Here is a 17,886-nt window from a genome sequence, read left to right on the forward strand (position 1 = left end):
CGACAACGGGGGATTTCCGCATGCCCGAAGCCACCGCACGCGCGCGGCTCGCCGACGCCCGCGTCTACCTCTGCACGGACGCCCGGAAACGCCAGGGCGACCTCGCCGAGTTCCTGGACGCAGTCCTCGCGGGCGGCGTCGACATAGTGCAGCTGCGCGACAAGGGCATGGAGGCCGCCGAGGAGCTGGAGCACCTCCAGGTGTTCGCCGAGGCCTGCGCACGGCACGGCAAGCTGCTCGCGGTGAACGACCGCGCGGACGTCGCCCACGCGGCGGACGCCGACGTGCTGCACCTGGGACAGGGCGACCTGCCCGTACCCGCCGCCCGCGCGGTCCTCGGCGACAAGATCCTCATCGGCCGCTCCACACACGCCGGGCCGGAGGCCGCAGCCGCCGCCGTCCAGGACGGCGTGGACTACTTCTGTACGGGCCCCTGCTGGCCGACACCCACCAAGCCGGGCCGCCACGCACCGGGCCTGGGCCTTGTCCGGTACACGGCGGCGCTCGGCACCGACCGCCCTTGGTTCGCCATCGGCGGCATCGACCTCGGCAACCTCGACGAGGTCCTCGAAGCGGGCGCCCGCCGCGTCGTCGTCGTACGGGCGATCACGGAAGCCGATGATCCGGGTGCGGCGGCTAGGGAGTTCTCGAAACGATTGCGTCACGGTTAGTTGTCCGATAGTTGTCCGAGGCATGGACAATTGACCGACAAACCGGGCAATTTTCATCGTCTGGTTGGGGGACCGCCAGCCCCTGACTAACCTGCGGGTATGGCCCTCGGATCTGCGTCCACCAGGACTGACCGCGCACGCACTGTGCGTGACATGCTCGCCACCGGCAAGACGACGTACTCCTTCGAGTTCTCGGCGCCGAAGACCCCGAAGGGCGAGCGGAATCTGTGGAACGCGCTCCGCCGCGTCGAGGCCGTCGCCCCCGACTTCGTCTCCGTGACCTACGGCGCGGGCGGCTCGACCCGCGCCGGCACGGTGAAGGAGACCGAGCAGATCGTCGCGGACACGACGCTCACCCCGGTCGCCCACCTCACCGCGGTGAACCACTCCATCGCCGAACTGCGCAACATCATCGGCCAGTACGCGGACGCCGGGATCCGGAACATGCTCGCCGTGCGCGGCGACCCGCCCGGCGACCCCATGGGCGACTGGATCCCGCATCCCCAGGGCCTGACCTACGCAGCCGAGCTCGTCCGACTCATCAAGGAGTCGGGCGACTTCTGCGTGGGCGTCGCGGCCTTCCCGGAGATGCATCCGCGCTCCGCCGACTGGGACATGGACGTCGCGCACTTCGTCGACAAATGCCGGGCCGGTGCCGACTACGCGATCACGCAGATGTTCTTCCACCCGGAGTCGTACCTGCGGCTGCGTGACCGAGTCGACGCGGCCGGCTGCGAGACCCCGGTCATCCCCGAAATCATGCCCGTGACCAGCGTGAAGATGCTGGAGCGGCTCCCCAAGCTGAGCAACGCCTCGTTCCCGGACGCCCTGAAAGACAGGATCCTCACAGCCAAGGACGATCCGGCGGCTGTACGCTCCATTGGAATCGAGTTCGCTACGGAGTTCTGCGCGAGGCTGCTGGCCGAGGGAGTCCCCGGACTGCACTTCATCACGTTGAACAACTCCACCGCGACATTGGAAATCTACGAGAATCTGGGACTGCACCACCCACAGCAGGCCTAGACCGGACGCATCCTCGTACGACACACTGCGTAACGGCCACTGGGAGAGGGGCGTACATGGGCTGGACGGTCCTCTATATCGCGTTCGGCATCGTCGCGCTGTGGCTGCTCGGCGAGGTCCTGCTGCAGTACAAGGCACGGCTCCGCTGGCGGCTGCTGGCCTTCGCGGGTTTCCTCGGCGTGGTGATCGGCGTGCTCATCCCGTCCGTGCCGGTCATCGGCCTGGGCGCCGCCGCGTTCGCCGTCGGGCAGACCTACGTCACGCTGTCCTTCCGCCGTGGCTTCGCGGCCGGCTGGGCCGTCGTCGGCCGCCCGGGCGCCAACAAGCGCCGCCGTGGCGAGCCGGACCGCGACCCGACGCTCGAGGTCTCCGACCTCCAGGCGGCCGACAACGGAATGCGTCCACGGGACAACTTCGGCCCGGGCGACGACCTTTACGGCCGCGAGGAGTCCGTCTTCGGGCAGCGCTCCGACAGCTTCGGGCAGCACGCCGAAACAGCCGCCGAGACCACCTCTGTCTACGAACCGCAGCCCCTGCCCGACGACACGGGCAACTACGGCGTCTACAGCGACACCGCCTACGCCGCCGCCACCGACCCGGCGTACGCGGCATCCACCCAGTCCCAGGACTTCGCCGGCCAGAACTACGGGTACGACGGCTACTCCGGCTACGACCAGCAGCAGTACGGCTACGACACCGGCCAGCAGCAGTACGCCGCCTACTCCGACCCGTACCTCGGCTCGCAGACGTACGGGGGCGCCTCGTACGACTCGCCCTACGACGCCTCGCAACAGCCGCAGTACGGGCAGCAGGAATACGCCCAGGACCAGTACGCGGGCGGTGGCTACGGCGGCGAGACCCCGGCTGGCGGCGTCTGGGTCCCGCAGCAGCGCTCCGACGACACGTACGGCGGTGAACTCCCGCCGGAGCAGCAGCAGTATCCGTACGAGGGCAACGGGAACGCGAACGGCAACGGCACCGGCAACGGGTACGACGAGCAGTACCGGTTCTGAGCAGTATCGGTTCTGGCAGCGCGGCAGGATCCGTTCGGATTCTTTCGGGACCTGTTAGGCCCTCACTGAGAGCCCTGGAAGTCCGGTCCCTCCACGATCAGTCCCGCGACCAGCGCGCCCGACATGCCCGCGTGCGGCAGTCCGCCGCCGGGGTGGGCCCAGCCGCCGACCGTGAACAGGCCCGGCAGACGGGTGCTGTTGGACGGGTGCAGCAGCCGTCCGCCCGCGGCGGCCAGGGTCGGGGCCGGTACGGCGCCGTCGTCCGCGCCCGTCGCCTCCGCGATGTCAGCCGGCGTACGGACCTCGTGCCAGAGGAGGCGCTCGCGCAGGCCGGGTATCGCGCGCTCGGCGGTGGTGAGAACGCCTTGGACGTCTACCTCGGTTGGCTCCAGGCCTGACGGCACCGTGACGCGCAGTGTGACCGCCTCGTGGTCGTCGTCCGGCACCAGCGTGGGATCGCTGGGACGCAGCACGGTCACCGTGGGCGCGGCCGGGACTCCGGCACCCGTAGCAGCCGTACGTCCGGGTCGGTCGCCGAACAACGCGTGCAGCTCCGCCTCGCGATCCGCCGCGTGCACGACCGTCCGATGAGCCATCCCCTCCGGCCGCCCGCCGCGCAGCGCCAGATGAACCGTCAGGCGGCTCGGCAGCCCCCGTTGCGGCGGAACCTCGCTGTCGCCGTGTATCGCGATCCCGGAGGTCAGCCGGTCCAGCACTCCGGGCGCCACGCCTGCGACCACGAAGTCCGCCTCCTGGAGGGCGCCGTCGGCCAGCTCCAGGCCCGCTGCACGGCCGTCCTTCTCGACGATCCGCTCGACGGCCGTATCGAAGTGGAACTCGACCCGCCGGGCCAGGCAACGCTCGTACACGGCCCGCGCCAACTCCCGTATCCCACCGCGCACGTACCACGTCCCGAAGGCATGCTCCATGTACGGCAGCACGGTCGCGGCGGCCGGAGCGACGCGCGGGTCGAGGCCGTAGGCGAGGGCGTGGCTCTCCAAGAGGGCCGCGAGTCGCGCGTCACCCAGCTCCCAGGCGCCGACCTCCGCGAGAGTCGTCGCTGTCCGGGTACGCAGCAGACGCCGCTGCTTGACCGGCGGATAGGGCTCACGCTCGGCGAGAATCTGCCAGTTGGGCCACAGGGGCTCTTCGAGCAGCGGTCGGCGCGTACGGTCCCAGGCCTCGCGCGCCCGTACCAAAAGCTTGCCCCAGCGCTCTCCCGCGCCCGCACCGAGGGCCGCTTCCAGGGCTGAGACGACTCCCGCGCGCGAGGCGTTCGGCAGCGAGACCTCCGTGCCGTCCGCGAAGAGGTGGTGCGAGGCCGGGTCCACCTGGACCAGGTCGACGCACTTCTCCAGGGGTTCCTTGCCGGTCTTGACGAACAGATCGCGGTAGACCGCGGGCAGAGGCAGCAGGCCCGGGCCTATGTCGAAGACGAAGCCGTCGCGCTCAAGGATGCCCACCGACCCGCCGTACGTCGCCGCGCGCTCGTACACCACCACCCGGTGGCCCGCGACGGCCAGCCGGGCGGCGGCCGCCAGCGCGCCCATCCCGGCGCCGATCACCGCAATTCGTGCCATGCCAGGGACTGTATCGGCCGCCACTGACAACGCCGCCGCCACCATCGGCTTGCCACCGCCTCGCGCGCGTGGGTCCCGGATTCCGGCCCAGGAGAGCGGCGCGGGAGTAGCGGCACGGAGGCGTTCGTAACCAGTAGGCAACGGTGCGTTCTGGGCCTGAGTGCGCAGGACTGAGTAGCCGTACCTAGTCAGAGAGATGAGTACGCGCGCGGATGGGGCCCGACCTGCGCGAACGAGAGAGTGGGGGCACGGAAAGGGGCGCGGCTCCGGCACCGCCGACACGGGGCGGCGGAACGGTGCAGCGCCCTTGGCCGCTCCTTCCGCCGAGAAGTGGGGCGGGAGCGAGGCACGGGGGAACCGGGGGGAGACCGAAACGGGGGAAGTAACGGGGGAGCAAGAAGGGCGCCGGTCCGGCGTGGCCCGCGGGGGACGCGGCCACCTCGGACCGGCGCTCGCTTTTTGGCCCCCTGTGTCCCCGGGTGCTTCAGCGGTTGCCGCTCACCCGTCCCTGAAGCAGCCGCGACAGTGCCGCGTGGACGTCGTCCAGGGAGCGCTCCGGCTGGAAGGCCTGCCAGTCCAGGGCGGCCACCAGGACCATGCCCACCAGGGCCGCCGCCGTGAGCGGGATGTCGATCTCGTCGCTCAGCTCGCCGTTCGCGACGGCGTCGCGCAGAACTCCCTCGACCACCGCGACGGCCTCCTGCCTGACCACCATCAGCGTGGACTGCCAGGCCCGGTTCGTACGCCACAGCTCCGCCACGTACAGCTGCGTGAAGGCCGGATAGCGGTCGATGAACACGAGCCCCGCCCGGATCATCGCGTCCAGGGCGTCGACCTTGCTGCCGCCCTCCTGAGCGGTCTTCTCGGCCGCCTCCCGGAGAGAGGCGGTGAGGAGTCTCACGCCGTGCCGGAGCAGCTCTTCGAAGAGGACAGATTTGCTCGCGAAGTTGTAGTAGACGGTGCCCTTCGCGACCCCGGCGCGCTCGGCGATCTCGTCCACGGTGGTGGCCGAGAAGCCCTGCTCGGCGATGAGCGTCACGGCGGCCTCGTAGAGCTTCTGTCGGGTCAGCTGTCTCCGGCCGCTGCCGCTGCCCATGGCCTTGCTGCTTTCCATGGCCCTGATTCTCACAGGCTGAGCTCCCGTACGCCCCGCGTCCGGCGGCCCCTCGATCACTGTCCCGAACGCTAGATCGAATCAAAAGCCCAGGTCAGAACGCGTTGTCAGTGGCATACCTCACGATGGGCACATACGGCATCACCTGACATGCCGTTGCCGTCACACAGACGACAGGAGGTTCGTCATGGCCAGCTACCACGCAGCCGCCGCCCGTCGGCGCCGCGCCACCGGCCCTGCCCCCTCACTGACCGGACCGGCGAGCGACGTACACCCCGTGCTCCGCCGGGCCACGGCCCCGCCCGCCGCGCTCGACCTGCTCGCGCAGGCCCGCGCCGGACTCGACGAGGCGGCCCTACTGGAAACGCCCAACGAGCGCTACGCGACGGCCCACCTCGCGGCCCTGCGCACCGCCGCCGCCGTGCTCGCCGCCCGGGGCCGCCCTGAGTCCAGTCCGAGGCGCCGGGCGAAGATCCGGAGCGCCTGGGAAGTGCTCCCCGAGATCGCGCCCGAACTCACCGAGTGGAGCGCGCTGTTCGCCTCCGGAGCCAGCCGCCGCGCCCGCGCGGAGGCAGGCATACAGGGCGCGGCCAGCAGCCGCGACGCCGACGACCTGCTGCGTGACGTGGCGATGTTCCTGCGCCTCGTCGAGCGCATGCTCGTCCTGCAGCCTGTACTGCCCCAGCCCCGGCAGGACGCCGACCAGGAAGAACCAGACGTACCGGAGGTACCGGATGCGGGATGAACGACACAGAAGCGCGATGAGAGAGGTCGCGTCCCCCGGGGGCGGACTCGGTACGGCCGCTCGCCCAGGCACTGCCGTCCGTCGCGCGAGACGGAGGGCCGGGCACGGGGCCGGAGGCAATAGGGTTGGCATCGCCTGCACCTTTCCCTGGCCGTACAGGTCCGGGGAAGGCATCCCCATCGCTCCGCCGTAGCCGAGGCGGTGCCGCGCCGAGGAGTCAACTGCCGTGTCGGACCCGTCGCGCCCCCGCGCTTCTCTCCGTACCGCCGTGGTCTGGGACGTCCTGAAGGACGCCCTCGACCGCCGGGTCAAGGCCACCGGCCGGGAGTCGCTCGACGTGCTCGACACAGGAGGCGGCAGCGGCAAGTTCGCGGTGCCCGCCGCCCGCCTCGGCCACCGCGTCACCGTCGTGGACCCCAGCCCGAACGCGCTGTTCGCGCTGGAACGCCGGGCCGCCGAGGCCGACGTCGCCGACCGGGTCCAGGGCGTCCAGGGCGACGTCCACGGCCTCTTCGACGTCGTCGAACGCGGCGGCTACGACGCGGTGTTGTGCCACGGCGTGCTCGAGTACGTGGACGACCCCGCCGAAGGCGTCGCCAACGCCGTGGCCTCGCTGCGCCCGGGGGGAGTCCTCAGCCTGCTCGCCTCCGGACTGGGCGGCGCGGTGCTCGCGCGCGCCCTGGCCGGACACTTCACCGAGGCCCGGCACGCACTCGACGACCCGGACGGCCGCTGGGGCGAGGGCGATCCCGTGCCCCGGCGCTTCACCACCGAGCAGCTCACCGCTCTCGTCGAGGGAGCCGGTCTGCGCGTGGGCGCCGTGCACGGCGTGCGGGTCTTCGCGGACCTCGTCCCCGGAGTCCTCGTCGACACCGAGCCCGGCGCCCTGGACGCCCTGCTCAAGCTGGAGGCCGCGGCGGCTGAGCTGCCCGCCTTCCACTCCGTGGCCACCCAGCTCCATGTGCTCGGCGAGACCAGGGAAGCCGCCGAGGCCTGAGCCGACTCCCGTGGCCCTGCCGCTGATCAGGAGCGCGACGGCAGATGGAGTACGCCACAGCGGCCCCGATCGAGCGCTCGGAGCCGTATGATCGGAGGAGACCGTCCGGCATGACGGGCCGGTCGCTGGGGAATGCACGCTTCAGTGAACCGGGGTGCCATGGCGGAATCCGGTTGGCTAATTGGCGTAGAGGGGCGGGTTTCACGGGGGCGATTCCCTGCCTATCCTGAAGGGGACCCCCGGTCGCCCCGGCGACTGCACGATGAGGAGGACTCCGTGCCGCTCTCGGAGCACGAGCAGCGAATGCTCGAGCAGATGGAGCGAGCGCTGTACGCCGAAGATCCCAAGTTCGCGACAGCGCTTGAGGGAAGCGGGCTGCGTACGTACACCCGGAAACGGGTTTACCAGGCGGTCGTGGGCTTCCTGGTTGGTATCGCGCTCCTCATGGCCGGAATGGTCGCACAGCAGATTTGGGTCAGCGTGGTGGGATTCCTCGTCATGCTGGGCTGCGCGGTGCTTGCCGTCACCGGTTGGCGCAAGGCCCCCAAGTCGGGTGAGCAGCCCGCCGCGGGTGCCGGTGCGCCGAGCGCTCCGCAAGCCCGCCGTCAGGGCCGGCAGCGACGCTCCATGATGGACCGCATCGAGGAGCGCTGGCAGCGGCGCCGCGACGAACAAGGCCATTAGCCCCCGGGCAGAGAGCCAGCACAGCGCGCAAGGGGTGACCACCAAGCGGTGGCCGCCCCTTCGGCATGCCGTCCGCCTCCGGCGCGGAGGACCGGAGTTGCTGTCCGACTGAGGTGTGCTCAAGAGTGTTCGGTCACTTGCCCTCGCCCGGGAGGCATACGGCACGCCTCCGGGGCGTCGACCGCAGGCCGCGTCGGTCCAACTCGGCGCCCTCTGCGGCCTCGGCGAGCTTCGCCCACGTGACGCTCGCCGGCCCTTGCTCGCGAGGCGTACGGCACGCTCCGGCGTCGACCGCAGGCCGCGTCAGTACAGTGCGGCGCCCTCCGCGGCCGCGGCGAGCTTCGCCCACGTCACGCTCACCGGCCCTCGCTCACGAGATGCGCGGCACCGCACCTGACCGGCGTACGGCGCTGAGCCTCGCTTACGCCCAGCACCCGCACGCCGCCGGGCTACGGCGCTGAGCCCCCCTACGCACGACACCCGCACACCACCGGCGTACGGCACCCCACCGCGCCGATACGCCCAAGGGGCGCCCACCCGACCGGGCAGGCGCCCCTCCAAGGGCCAGGGGCAGTCCCCTCAGCCGCTGCCCTCTCCAGCCGAAGGCCGCCGGATCAGCGTCGTCACGCGGGCCGTCGCCCGGGACTTGAGCGATGCCCAACCCTCCGAGACCGCCCACGCCACCCGTACAGCCGAGCGGGGCGCCAGCAGTGCCCTCAGGCGGGTGCCGTTGCTGACCGAGGCGCGCAGACTGTCGGTCATCCTGTGGACGTCGTCGGCCAGGCCGGGCGTGGGCCGGGGCTGCGGGGCGTACAGGACCTGTTCCACCGCGTCCGCGATCCGGTGCACGGACGTCGTGGCCGCCGGATCCAGGTGTCCCAGCCGGACGATCCGGGCCGCCGCCTTGCGAGGCGTCTGGGACTCGTCCGGCGCGATACCGAAGTCCCAGGCCGTATCGGTCACTTCATGCCAAGCGGCCAGCGTGTGAGCCGCCGCGTCCGCCTCGGTGCGGCCATGCGTGCCGAGCCGTACGGCCCGTACTCTCATCCGCCACATCATCGGCAGCAGTGGTATCGCGAGTACGAGTCCGACCAGGGGCCACAGCAGGAACTGGCGCCACGGCGGGCCGTCGTCCGGCGCCGTGATCGCCGCCTCGGGAGACTCGCTGGCGCAAGGCTCCTGCAGCCTCTTCTGCTCTGCCGTGCAGCTCTCGCTGGTCGACGGGGCGGCCGCGGAAGGCCGAGGCGCGACCTCCTCCGAAGTGCCCGGCTCGGGGAGCGTGGTGCCCGGCGTGTCCGAGCGGGTGTACTCCGGAACCGTGCCGCGGTTCGGCGTCGGCTCGAAGCGGGTCCAGCCCACGCCCTCGAAGTACAGCTCGGGCCAGGCGTGCGCGTCCCGCAGGCCCACGGACATCGTGCCGTTCGACTCGGGCGAGCCGGGTGTGAAGCCGACCGCGACGCGGGCGGGTATGCCCAGCGTGCGGGCCATCGAGGCCATCGCGAAGGAGAAGTGGACGCAGAAGCCCTCCTTGTCCCTCAGGAAGCGCTCGATCGCCTGCGAACCGCTGCCGACCTGCACCTCCGTGTCGTACACGAAGCCGCCCTCCAGGGAGAACCAGTCCTGGAGCTTCACCGCGCGCTCGTAGTTGTTGCTCGAACCCGCCGTGATCTGCCGCGCCGTGTCGTACACCACCGGGGGCAGCGATTCCGGCACGTCGGTGAACTCGCGCCGCAGCCAGCCGGGCGGCTCCGGGGCGTCGGCGAGCTGCTCCGCTGTCGGCTGCACGATCAGGCTCTTGACGGAGTAGTCGAGGCCGCGCGTGGTCTGGCCGTGGTCGCCGACGAGCGTGCGCCCCACGGGCTCGTACCGCCACTTGCCGCTGATCCCCACCTGGCTGGCCGGGTAGGGCATGGGCAGCCAGTCCTGCGCGTACGAGTCGGACGCCGAGATCCTCGTCTCGACCTCGGTGCGCCGGACCTCGTCACCGAGACCGGGCGGCGTCGGGAAGGTCCCCGGCACATCCTCGATGGCGCGCTTGGAGGGCTTCCACGCCGTGCCGTCGAACTCGTCGAGCGAGACGATCCGCAGATAAAGGTCCTGCGTGTCCTCGGAGTTGGTGTTGTACGACATGACCTGGCGGTCCTCGTCCACGTTCAGGCTGTCGCGGAGCGAGACCAGCGGGTTCACCGCGGAGATCGTGCCGCCGCCTCCGTTGCCCGAGCCGACGCCTGTCCCCGTGCCGTCCAGCAGGCCGCCGTCGAGGGACGGCAGACCGAGCGGCACCACCAGGGCTATGCCGAGTGCGACGGCACCTATGCGCCGTCCCGTGCGGACCGGCGCGACCGCGCCCGGCGAGGTGTCGGGGCCCGGCATGCGGGGTGCTCCGCCGAAGACCCGGCCCCACTGCGAGAGCCGGTCACGGCCCTCGGCGAGCAGCAGCAGCAGATAACCGGCGGCCGCCAGCAGGAACCACAGCCATCCGGCGCCGCCGTCCGAGAGGCCGGCCGCGACCGAGTACAGCGCGAGCAGCGGCAGTCCGGCCGGGGCCGCGCTGCGCAGCGTCACTGCGAGCGCGTCCACCGCCAGCCCGATCACCAGGACACCGCCGACCATCATCAGCCGGATGCCTTCGGACAGCGGCGCGGGGATCGCGAACCGTCCGACGTCCTCCCCGCCCGTCTGCAGCAGCAGCCCGAACTGCTGGAACACCTCCGGGCCAGGGATGATCCCGAGAATGGCCTGCTCACGGGCGAACGTCAGCGTCAGCAGCATCAGGGTCACCAGAGCCTGCGCCGCGATCGTCAGCGGCCGGGCCAGCGGAACCCGCCGGGCCGCCGCGCCCACACCGGTCTGGATCGCGAGCAGGAACGCCGCCTGCAGCAGCCAGGTCGCCGGAGTGACCAGCGGCAGCAGCGCGCACGCCGCCAGCAGCGTCGCCGCCATGGAGCACAGCGCCAGTCGCGCACCCCCGCTCATGAGCCGCCTCCCGCCGCGCTGCCGGCCGGTGTGACCTGATTGCGCTGCCGGTCGGCTTCCCGCCACAGCTCGGAGAGACCCGCGCCCGGCGGCACCGCCACAGCGGTCCAGCCTGCCTCCCGCAGCATCCGGAGCCGCCCCTCGCTGTCCTGGTGGGCCTCACCCTCCACCCACGACTCACTGTCCAGCAGGAAGGCGACGGCCCCGCCGCTGCGCTGCCGCATCTTGGCGAGCACCGTCGCCTGCTCCTCGTCGAGGTCGCCCAGAAAAGCCACCAGAAGCCCTTCGTTCCCCCCGCGCAGCACGTCGTACGCCCGGGACAGGCCCGTACCGTCGGAGTGGTCGATCACCGCCAGGGTGTCCATCATCAGACCCGCCGCGTCCGCCGATTCCTGGTTGGCGCCCGCGAAGCCGTCCGCCCCCTCGCCGGGCACCGAATTGCCGGTGTCCGTCAACAACCGTACCGAAAAGCCACGTTCGAGCATGTGCACCAGCGTGGACGCCGCGCCCGACACGGCCCACTCGAAGGCCGAGTCCGGGCCCGCGCCCTCGAAAGCGATGCCCCGGGTGTCGAGGAGCACCGTGCAACGGGCCCGCTGCGGCTGCTCCTCGCGGCGCACCATCAACTCGCCGTAGCGCGCGGTCAAGCGCCAGTGGACCCGGCGCAGATCATCGCCGTAGCGGTATCCGCGCGGGATCACGTCATCCTCGCCGGCCAGCGCCAGCGAGCGGTTCCGCCCGTCGCCGTATCCCTTGGCCTCGCCGGTCAGCCGCACCGGAGGCAGCGGCTCCACGCGCGGGATAACCGTCAGGGTGTCGTACGTCGAGAAGGAACGGGTCAGCTCGCACATCCCGAACGGGTCGCTGAGCCGCAGCTGGAGCGGGCCCAGCGGATAACGGCCCCGCAGGTCGGAGCGCACGCGGTACGACACCTCGCGCCGGCCGCCCGCCTCCATCCGGTCCAGTACGAACCGGGGACGCGGCCCCAGCACGTACGGCACCCGGTCCTGGAGCATCAGCAGCCCCGTGGGCAGCCGAGAAACGTTGTCCATCCGCAGATGGACCCGGGCCTCGGAGCCCGCGGGCACGCGCCCGGGCGAGAGCCGGCGGCTGCCCGCCACCCGGTAGCGCGTGCGATACAGCACGGCCGCGCACACCAGTGGCAGCACGGCCAGCAGCAGCCCGACCCGGAGCAGATCGCTCTGCCCCAGGACATACGCGCACACCGCGGCTGCCACGCCCGCCGCCAGGAAGGACCGCCCGCGCGTGGTGAGCCCGGCGAGTGCCGTACGCAGGCCGCCCTTGTCCTCCTCGGCCTGCGCCGCCGGCATGCCCCCGGTGGTCATCACAGCCTCCGGGGTGGCTGCTGGCCGAACTCCGGAGCAGGCCGGCCCATCGTCAGACCGCTCTGCGAGACAGGCGCCGCGGGCACAGGAGTGCGCTGCAGGATCTCCAGCACGACCTGCTCGGCCGTACGGCGGTTCAGTTGAGCCTGGGCGGTCGGCAGCAGACGGTGGGCGAGAACCGCCACCGCCAGCGCCTGGACGTCGTCCGGCAGCGCGTAGTCCCGGCCGCTGAGCGCCGCGGACGCCTTCGCCGCACGCAGCAGGTGCAGCGTCGCGCGCGGGGAGGCGCCCAGTCTCAGGTCGGGGTGGGTTCGTGTGGCGGCGACCAGGTCCACCGCGTAACGCCGCACCGGGTCGGCGACATGGACCGTGCGGACCGCGTCGATGAGCTTCACGACGTCGTGCGCGTGTGCCACCGGCTGGAGGTCGTCCAGCGGTGAGACACCGCCGTGGATGTCCAGCATCTCCAACTCGGCCTCCGCGCTGGGATAGCCGATGGAGACACGTGCCATGAAGCGGTCGCGCTGCGCCTCCGGCAGCGGGTAGGTGCCCTCCATCTCGACGGGGTTCTGAGTGGCCACGACCATGAAGGGGCTGGGCAGCTCGTACGTATGCCCGTCAATGGTGACCTGGCGCTCCTCCATGGACTCCAGGAGCGCGGACTGCGTCTTGGGTGACGCGCGGTTGATCTCGTCTCCGATCACGATCTGCGCGAAGATCGCGCCCGGCTTGAACTCGAATTCGCTGCGCTGCTGATCCCAGATGGACACTCCGGTGATGTCCGAGGGCAGCAGGTCCGGCGTGAACTGAATACGCCGCACCGAGCAGTCGATGGACCGCGCCAGTGCCTTGGCCAGCATGGTCTTGCCGACGCCGGGAACATCCTCGATCAGAAGATGTCCCTCGGCGAGCAGTACGGTCAGCGAAAGCCGTACGACCTCAGGCTTGCCCTCGATCACTCCCTCCACCGAACTGCGGACTCGCTCCACAGTGGTGGTCAGATCCGTAAGGCTCGCTCGATCGTCATAGGTCGTCACCCGGCCCTCCTCGGCCCGTTCTTTCTCCGGGCCGACGCTCACGACGCGAATCGGCCCACCTCGAACACGGACACCACGCGTGAAAAGTTCCGCGTGACGCCACACCCGCATTCTTGTTGCCGTTACCGGTTCGTGTCACTCGCCTGTGGACAACTGGCTGTGATATGTCGGGGCTTACGCCTTTTGGGCGGGGTCAGTTGGGGTCAATCTCACGCAGCAGTCCCGTTTTCACATCGAACACGAAACCACGTACGTCGTCGGTGTGAACAAGGAACGGCGAAGTGCGTACCCGCGCCATGGACTGCCGTACGTCCTGGTCGACGTCCCGGAAGGCCTCCACCGCCCAGGCGGGACGCTGGCCGACCTCCATCTCCAGCTCGTGCCGGAACTCCTCGGTGAGGGATTCCAGACCGCAGCCGGTGTGGTGGATGAGTACGACGCTGCGGGTGCCGAGCGCCCGCTGGCTGATGGTGAGGGAGCGGATCACGTCGTCGGTGACGACGCCGCCCGCGTTACGGATCGTGTGGCAGTCGCCCAGCTCCAGACCGAGCGCGTCGTGCAGGTCGAGACGGGCGTCCATGCAGGCCACGACGGCTACCTCGAGCACCGGGCGGGCATCCATGCCCGGGTCGCTGAATGCGGCGGCGTACCGCTTGTTGGCCTCGACGAGACGGTCGGTGACGGTGTCGCCGCCGGATATGGCGGCTTCGGGTTCGGTGGGAACGGATGCGGAAGTCGTCATACCCATGACGGTAATCGTCACAGTCCGTACACGCCTGCTGTGAGAGCGGACAAAGAACATCAACAAGCGTTGTTGTGAGCTAACCCACATGGCTGCCGCGTGCGTGCCCGTAAGGGTGGTTCTCCGGGCTGTGCCGCGTCGGTGGCGGCGGGGTCGCGCGACGCGCAGGGCGGCTGATTGACCGCGAGACACGGTGGACTAAAGTGACGCGAACTGGGAGGCGAGAGTCTCCCAACTGGACTGTTGTCCCCCGGAGGGCCCGGCGACATGCCGGAGTCTCCCCACGTGCGCGGCGCGTACGTACGGCTCGGCCTCCTCCCGCTCCCGGTCGGTCGGGGACCCGGCGGTGCGTACGGCCGCGTCGGATTTGAGAGGGCCCAGATTCAATGGGGCGCGAAGCGCATTCGAATGAGGGTGGTGGCGGGCGACGGGAGGGACGCAGTCGACATGTTCCGGTGATGCTCCAGCGGTGCCTGGACCTGTTGGCCCCCGCGCTGGAGCGGCCCGGAGCCGTCGTCGTCGACTGCACCCTCGGCCTCGGCGGGCACAGCGAGGCCCTGCTCACCCGGTTCCCCGAGGCCCGTCTCGTCGCTCTGGACCGCGACAAGGAGGCGTTGCGCCTCTCCGGAGAGCGGCTCGCCCCCTTCGGTGACCGGGCCACCCTGGTGCACGCCGTCTACGACGAACTCCCCGACGTACTCGACCGGCTCGGGCTCCCGCGCGTCCAGGGCGTCCTCTTCGACCTCGGCGTCTCTTCCATGCAGCTCGACGAGGCGGAGCGCGGGTTCGCGTACGCCCAGGACGCCCCGCTCGATATGCGGATGGACCAGTCGACCGGGGTGAGCGCGGCCGAGGTGCTCAACACGTATCCACCGGGCGAACTCGTCCGGATCCTCAGGGTGTACGGCGAGGAGAAGCAGGCCAAGCGGATCGTGTCCGCGATCGTGCGTGAGCGCGGTAAGGAGCCGTTCAGCAACAGCGCGCGTCTCGTCGAGCTGATCCGGGACGCGCTGCCGCAGGCAGCCAAGCGCACCGGAGGCAACCCGGCCAAGCGGACCTTCCAGGCGCTGCGTATCGAGGTCAACGGCGAACTCACCGTCCTGGAGAGGGCGATTCCCGCGGCGGTGGAGGCGCTCGCCGTCGGTGGCCGGATCGCCGTCCTGTCGTATCACTCGCTGGAGGACCGGTTGGTCAAGCAGGTGTTCGCGGCCGGTGCCGCCACCACCGCGCCGGCCGGCCTGCCGGTGGTGCCCGAGCGCTATCAGCCCCGGCTGAAGCTGTTGACGCGCGGTGCGGAGCTCCCCACGGAGGAGGAGATCGCTGAGAACCGGCGGGCCGCCCCGGCGCGGCTGCGCGGGGCCGAGCGCATCAGGGAGTCCGTCGAATGAGGGGCGTGAGGCACGAGAAGGGGGCGGTGAGTGAGTAGGAAACCCGAACTGAGGGGGCGGGCCGCCCGGCTCGCCCGGCTCATCCCGTCCGGTTCCGGACAGGCCGCCCGTACGCCCTTCGTCCTCCTCATCGTGCTCCTCCTGGGCGGCGGCCTCATCGGGCTGCTGGTCCTGAACTCCGCTCTCAGTGAAGGCGCGTTCAAGCTCGACGACCTCCAGGACGACACGAAGAGCCTCACCGACGAGGAGCAGGCACTCCAGCGGGACGTGGACGCCTACTCCGCCCCCGACGCCCTCCAGCGCCGCGCTCGCGAGCTCGGCATGGTCCCCGGCGGTGACCCCGCCTTCCTCAACCCCGACGGCACGGTACGAGGGATTCCTGAGGCCGCCCAGCAGTCGTCGGTACGCGTCCCCCTGGTGCTGGCGCCCAAGAAGCCCGACTCCACGCCGAAGCCGAAGTCCACGCCCACGCCAAAGGCGACGCCCACGCCCAAGCAGTCGCCCAAGCCGCCCGCGAGCCGGACCGCGTCCCCCCAGGCACAGCCCTCCACCCCGTCCACGCAGCCCCCTACGCCCCCCGGCAGGTGACGGAAGTGTCCGACAAGGAACCCCCGCGCCGCCGAGTGCCGTCGCCCGCCAAGTCCGTACGCCCCGCCAGTCGGCGTCCGGGACCAGGCGCCCGCCCACCGCGCCGCCCGGCCAAGCCCCGCGCAGGTCGCTCACCGCGGCCGCGCATGATCCGGCTGGGTAGCCCCCGCCCCCGGCTGCGCCTGGTCAGCCTCGCCCTGACGCTGGTGATGATCGCCTTCGTGGTGCGGCTGCTCCAGGTGCAGGCGGTCGACGCGAACGTGTATTCGGCCAAGGCCGAACAGAACAGGTACTTCAGTCGCACCCTGCCCGCCGAGCGCGGCGGGATCACCGACCGCAACGGCGTCGAGCTGGCCACCAGCGTGGACGCGAACGACATCACGGCCGACCCCACGATGTTCACGCGGAAGGCGACGAAGATCGACGACGCCCCCGAGCAGGCCGCCGCGCTGCTCGGCCCGATCCTCGGCAAGGAACCCGCCGAGCTCGCCGAGAAGCTCCGAACGCAGGGCACCCAGTACGTCCTGCTGGCCCGCCGCCAGACCCCGCAGGTCTGGACGCAGATCAACGACCTGAAGACGACGCTCGCCGAGAAGGCCCAGAAGGACAGGACGGCCGTGAACGTGCTCGCGGGCGTCTTTCAGGAGCCCAGCAGCAAGCGGGTGTATCCGAACGGCGACCTCGGCGCCGGGATACTGGGCTGGGTCAACGCCGACGGCAAGGGCGGCGGCGGTATCGAGCAGCAGCTGAACGAGGAACTGTCCGGCAAGGATGGCAAGATCCGCTACGCCCAGGCCGGCGGCCACCGGGTGCCGACCGCGGGCAGCACCGAAACGCCCGCCGTGGCTGGTTCCGAGGTGGAGCTGACCATCGACCGCGACATCCAGTGGGCCGCGCAGAGCGCCATCACCGAGCAGGTCAAGGAGTCCAAGGCGGACCGCGGCTATGTGATCGTCCAGGACAACAAGACCGGCGAGATCCTCGCGATGGCCAACTCGCCCGGCTTCGACCCGAACGACCTCACACAAGCCCGGTCGGCGGCGCTCGGCAACGCGGCCCTCCAGGACGCGTACGAACCCGGCTCCACCGCGAAGGTCATGTCGATGGCGGCCGTCCTGGAGGAGAACGCCGCCACGCCCTCGACGCATGTCACGGTGCCCAACCGGCTGCACCGCGGCGACCGGCTCTTCCAGGACGACATCGACCACCCGACCTGGTACCTGACGCTCAACGGCGTCCTCGCCAAGTCCAGCAACATCGGCACCATCCTGGCGACCGGCCAACTCGGCAAGACCCAGAAGCAGGCCAACCAGGTCCTCTACTCGTATCTGCGCAAGTTCGGCATCGGCCGCGAGACCGGACTCGGCTTCCCCGGCGAGACGGACGGCATCCTCGCGCCCGCCGACAAGTGGTCGACCTCGCAGCAGTACACGATTCCTTTCGGCCAGGGCGTGTCGATCAACGCGATGCAGGCGGCGTCCGTGTACTCGACGATCGCGAACGGCGGCGTACGCGTCGAGCCGAGCCTCGTACGAGGTACCAAGGGAGCCGACGGCCGCTTCACACCCGCCCCGAAGCCCCAGAAGACAAGGGTCGTGAGCGAGAAGACGGCGAAGACCCTCGCCCAGATGCTGGAGTCCGTCGTGGACGACGAGGAGGGCACCGGCACCAAGGCCCGTATCCCCGGCTACCGCGTCGCGGGGAAGACGGGCACCGCCAACCGAGTGGATCCGGACACCGGCCGCTACCGCGGCTACACCTCCTCGTTCGCCGGCTTCGCGCCCGCCGACAACTCCCGGGTGACCGTGTACTGCGCGATCCAGAACGCCACCAAGGGCAGCTACTTCGGTGGCCAGATCTGCGGGCCCGTCTACAAGGAGGTACTGGAGTTCGCCCTCAAGACCCTCCAGGTCCCGCCCACCGGAAAGGCGCCCGCCCGACTTCCGGTCACCTTCAATCCCTGATCAGCACCGGACATGTCC

The 17,886-nt window shown here is 70.6% G+C and carries 15 protein-coding genes; 9 read left to right on the forward strand and 6 right to left on the reverse strand.

The window, feature by feature from the left end:
• The first annotated feature begins 20 nt into the window (after nucleotides 1–20).
• From thiE to OHT21_RS34980, 3 genes are all read left to right on the forward strand, one after another.
• On the forward strand, nucleotides 21–671 hold the full coding sequence (gene thiE, locus OHT21_RS34970) for a thiamine phosphate synthase (RefSeq protein ID WP_328772258.1): 651 nt from the start codon (nucleotides 21–23) through the stop codon (nucleotides 669–671).
• Nucleotides 672–770: 99 nt separating this feature from the next.
• Nucleotides 771–1,694 (forward strand): methylenetetrahydrofolate reductase [NAD(P)H], encoded by a 924-nt coding sequence (metF, locus tag OHT21_RS34975; protein ID WP_328772259.1) that lies wholly within the window; start codon nucleotides 771–773, stop codon nucleotides 1,692–1,694.
• A 56-nt stretch (nucleotides 1,695–1,750) separates the two neighbouring features.
• Nucleotides 1,751–2,707, forward strand: a complete 957-nt coding sequence (locus OHT21_RS34980) for an SCO2102 family sporulation regulator (protein WP_328772260.1) — start codon at nucleotides 1,751–1,753, stop codon at nucleotides 2,705–2,707.
• A 62-nt stretch (nucleotides 2,708–2,769) separates the two neighbouring features.
• Here the strand turns inward: OHT21_RS34980 and OHT21_RS34985 are convergent, their stop codons facing one another.
• The gene (locus tag OHT21_RS34985; RefSeq protein WP_328772261.1) at nucleotides 2,770–4,287 is read right to left on the reverse strand and encodes a phytoene desaturase family protein; all 1,518 of its coding nucleotides are present in this window, start codon (nucleotides 4,285–4,287) and stop codon (nucleotides 2,770–2,772) included.
• Between the two features lie 484 nt (nucleotides 4,288–4,771).
• Nucleotides 4,772–5,401 carry a TetR/AcrR family transcriptional regulator gene (locus tag OHT21_RS34990; RefSeq protein ID WP_328772262.1) on the reverse strand — a complete coding sequence of 210 codons (630 nt, stop codon included), beginning with the start codon at nucleotides 5,399–5,401 and terminating at the stop codon, nucleotides 4,772–4,774.
• A gap of 187 nt (nucleotides 5,402–5,588) precedes the next feature.
• Here OHT21_RS34990 and OHT21_RS34995 point away from each other — a divergent pair, with 187 nt between their 5' ends.
• The 3 genes from OHT21_RS34995 to OHT21_RS35005 all read left to right on the forward strand — a co-directional run bounded on the left by OHT21_RS34995 (nucleotide 5,589) and on the right by OHT21_RS35005 (nucleotide 7,827).
• Nucleotides 5,589–6,146 carry an SAV_6107 family HEPN domain-containing protein gene (locus OHT21_RS34995; protein ID WP_328772263.1) on the forward strand — a complete coding sequence of 186 codons (558 nt, stop codon included), beginning with the start codon at nucleotides 5,589–5,591 and terminating at the stop codon, nucleotides 6,144–6,146.
• A 226-nt stretch (nucleotides 6,147–6,372) separates the two neighbouring features.
• A complete protein-coding gene (locus OHT21_RS35000) occupies nucleotides 6,373–7,143 on the forward strand; it encodes a class I SAM-dependent methyltransferase (RefSeq protein ID WP_328772264.1) in 771 nt (256 codons plus the stop codon).
• A gap of 276 nt (nucleotides 7,144–7,419) precedes the next feature.
• Nucleotides 7,420–7,827, forward strand: coding sequence for a DUF3040 domain-containing protein (locus OHT21_RS35005; protein WP_328772265.1), 408 nt, complete (start codon nucleotides 7,420–7,422; stop codon nucleotides 7,825–7,827).
• A 579-nt stretch (nucleotides 7,828–8,406) separates the two neighbouring features.
• Here the strand turns inward: OHT21_RS35005 and OHT21_RS35010 are convergent.
• From OHT21_RS35010 to OHT21_RS35025, 4 genes are all read right to left on the reverse strand, one after another.
• Nucleotides 8,407–10,803 carry a transglutaminase TgpA family protein gene (locus OHT21_RS35010; RefSeq protein WP_328772266.1) on the reverse strand — a complete coding sequence of 799 codons (2,397 nt, stop codon included), beginning with the start codon at nucleotides 10,801–10,803 and terminating at the stop codon, nucleotides 8,407–8,409.
• Nucleotides 10,800–12,149: a DUF58 domain-containing protein gene (locus OHT21_RS35015; protein ID WP_328772267.1), complete on the reverse strand. Its 1,350-nt coding sequence runs from the start codon at nucleotides 12,147–12,149 to the stop codon at nucleotides 10,800–10,802. The genes OHT21_RS35010 and OHT21_RS35015 overlap by 4 nt, the downstream gene beginning before the upstream one ends.
• Nucleotides 12,149–13,186: an AAA family ATPase gene (locus tag OHT21_RS35020; protein WP_165340590.1), complete on the reverse strand. Its 1,038-nt coding sequence runs from the start codon at nucleotides 13,184–13,186 to the stop codon at nucleotides 12,149–12,151. Before OHT21_RS35020 ends, OHT21_RS35015 begins: the two co-directional genes overlap by 1 nt.
• Nucleotides 13,187–13,379: 193 nt before the next feature.
• On the reverse strand, nucleotides 13,380–13,928 hold the full coding sequence (locus OHT21_RS35025) for a beta-class carbonic anhydrase (RefSeq protein ID WP_328772268.1): 549 nt from the start codon (nucleotides 13,926–13,928) through the stop codon (nucleotides 13,380–13,382).
• Nucleotides 13,929–14,314: 386 nt separating this feature from the next.
• Between OHT21_RS35025 and rsmH the strand changes: the two genes are divergently transcribed.
• From rsmH to OHT21_RS35040, 3 genes are read left to right on the forward strand one after another with little or no spacing between them, the layout of a single operon-like run.
• Nucleotides 14,315–15,316, forward strand: a complete 1,002-nt coding sequence (rsmH, locus tag OHT21_RS35030) for a 16S rRNA (cytosine(1402)-N(4))-methyltransferase RsmH (RefSeq protein ID WP_328772269.1) — start codon at nucleotides 14,315–14,317, stop codon at nucleotides 15,314–15,316.
• A 30-nt stretch (nucleotides 15,317–15,346) separates the two neighbouring features.
• Nucleotides 15,347–15,904, forward strand: a complete 558-nt coding sequence (locus OHT21_RS35035; protein ID WP_328772270.1) for a hypothetical protein — start codon at nucleotides 15,347–15,349, stop codon at nucleotides 15,902–15,904.
• A gap of 5 nt (nucleotides 15,905–15,909) precedes the next feature.
• Nucleotides 15,910–17,868 carry a peptidoglycan D,D-transpeptidase FtsI family protein gene (locus tag OHT21_RS35040; RefSeq protein ID WP_328772271.1) on the forward strand — a complete coding sequence of 653 codons (1,959 nt, stop codon included), beginning with the start codon at nucleotides 15,910–15,912 and terminating at the stop codon, nucleotides 17,866–17,868.
• Nucleotides 17,869–17,886: the final 18 nt, after the last annotated feature.

Origin of the sequence: Streptomyces sp. NBC_00286 (assembly GCF_036173125.1) — a bacterium.
In the GTDB taxonomy this organism is placed as follows: domain Bacteria; phylum Actinomycetota; class Actinomycetes; order Streptomycetales; family Streptomycetaceae; genus Streptomyces.

What these genes read in the sequence shown, in the direction of transcription:
- metF (WP_328772259.1), top strand. Translation starts at nt 771, where the DNA reads ATGGCCCTCGGATCTGCGTCCACCAGGACTGACCGCGCACGCACTGTG.
- OHT21_RS34980 (WP_328772260.1), top strand. Translation starts at nt 1,751, where the DNA reads ATGGGCTGGACGGTCCTCTATATCGCGTTCGGCATCGTCGCGCTGTGG.
- OHT21_RS35015 (WP_328772267.1), bottom strand. Translation starts at nt 12,149, where the DNA reads ATGACCACCGGGGGCATGCCGGCGGCGCAGGCCGAGGAGGACAAGGGC.
- thiE (WP_328772258.1), top strand. Translation starts at nt 21, where the DNA reads ATGCCCGAAGCCACCGCACGCGCGCGGCTCGCCGACGCCCGCGTCTAC.
- rsmH (WP_328772269.1), top strand. Translation starts at nt 14,315, where the DNA reads ATGGGGCGCGAAGCGCATTCGAATGAGGGTGGTGGCGGGCGACGGGAG.
- OHT21_RS34985 (WP_328772261.1), bottom strand. Translation starts at nt 4,287, where the DNA reads ATGGCACGAATTGCGGTGATCGGCGCCGGGATGGGCGCGCTGGCGGCC.
- OHT21_RS35025 (WP_328772268.1), bottom strand. Translation starts at nt 13,928, where the DNA reads ATGACGACTTCCGCATCCGTTCCCACCGAACCCGAAGCCGCCATATCC.
- OHT21_RS34995 (WP_328772263.1), top strand. Translation starts at nt 5,589, where the DNA reads ATGGCCAGCTACCACGCAGCCGCCGCCCGTCGGCGCCGCGCCACCGGC.
- OHT21_RS34990 (WP_328772262.1), bottom strand. Translation starts at nt 5,401, where the DNA reads ATGGAAAGCAGCAAGGCCATGGGCAGCGGCAGCGGCCGGAGACAGCTG.
- OHT21_RS35010 (WP_328772266.1), bottom strand. Translation starts at nt 10,803, where the DNA reads ATGAGCGGGGGTGCGCGACTGGCGCTGTGCTCCATGGCGGCGACGCTG.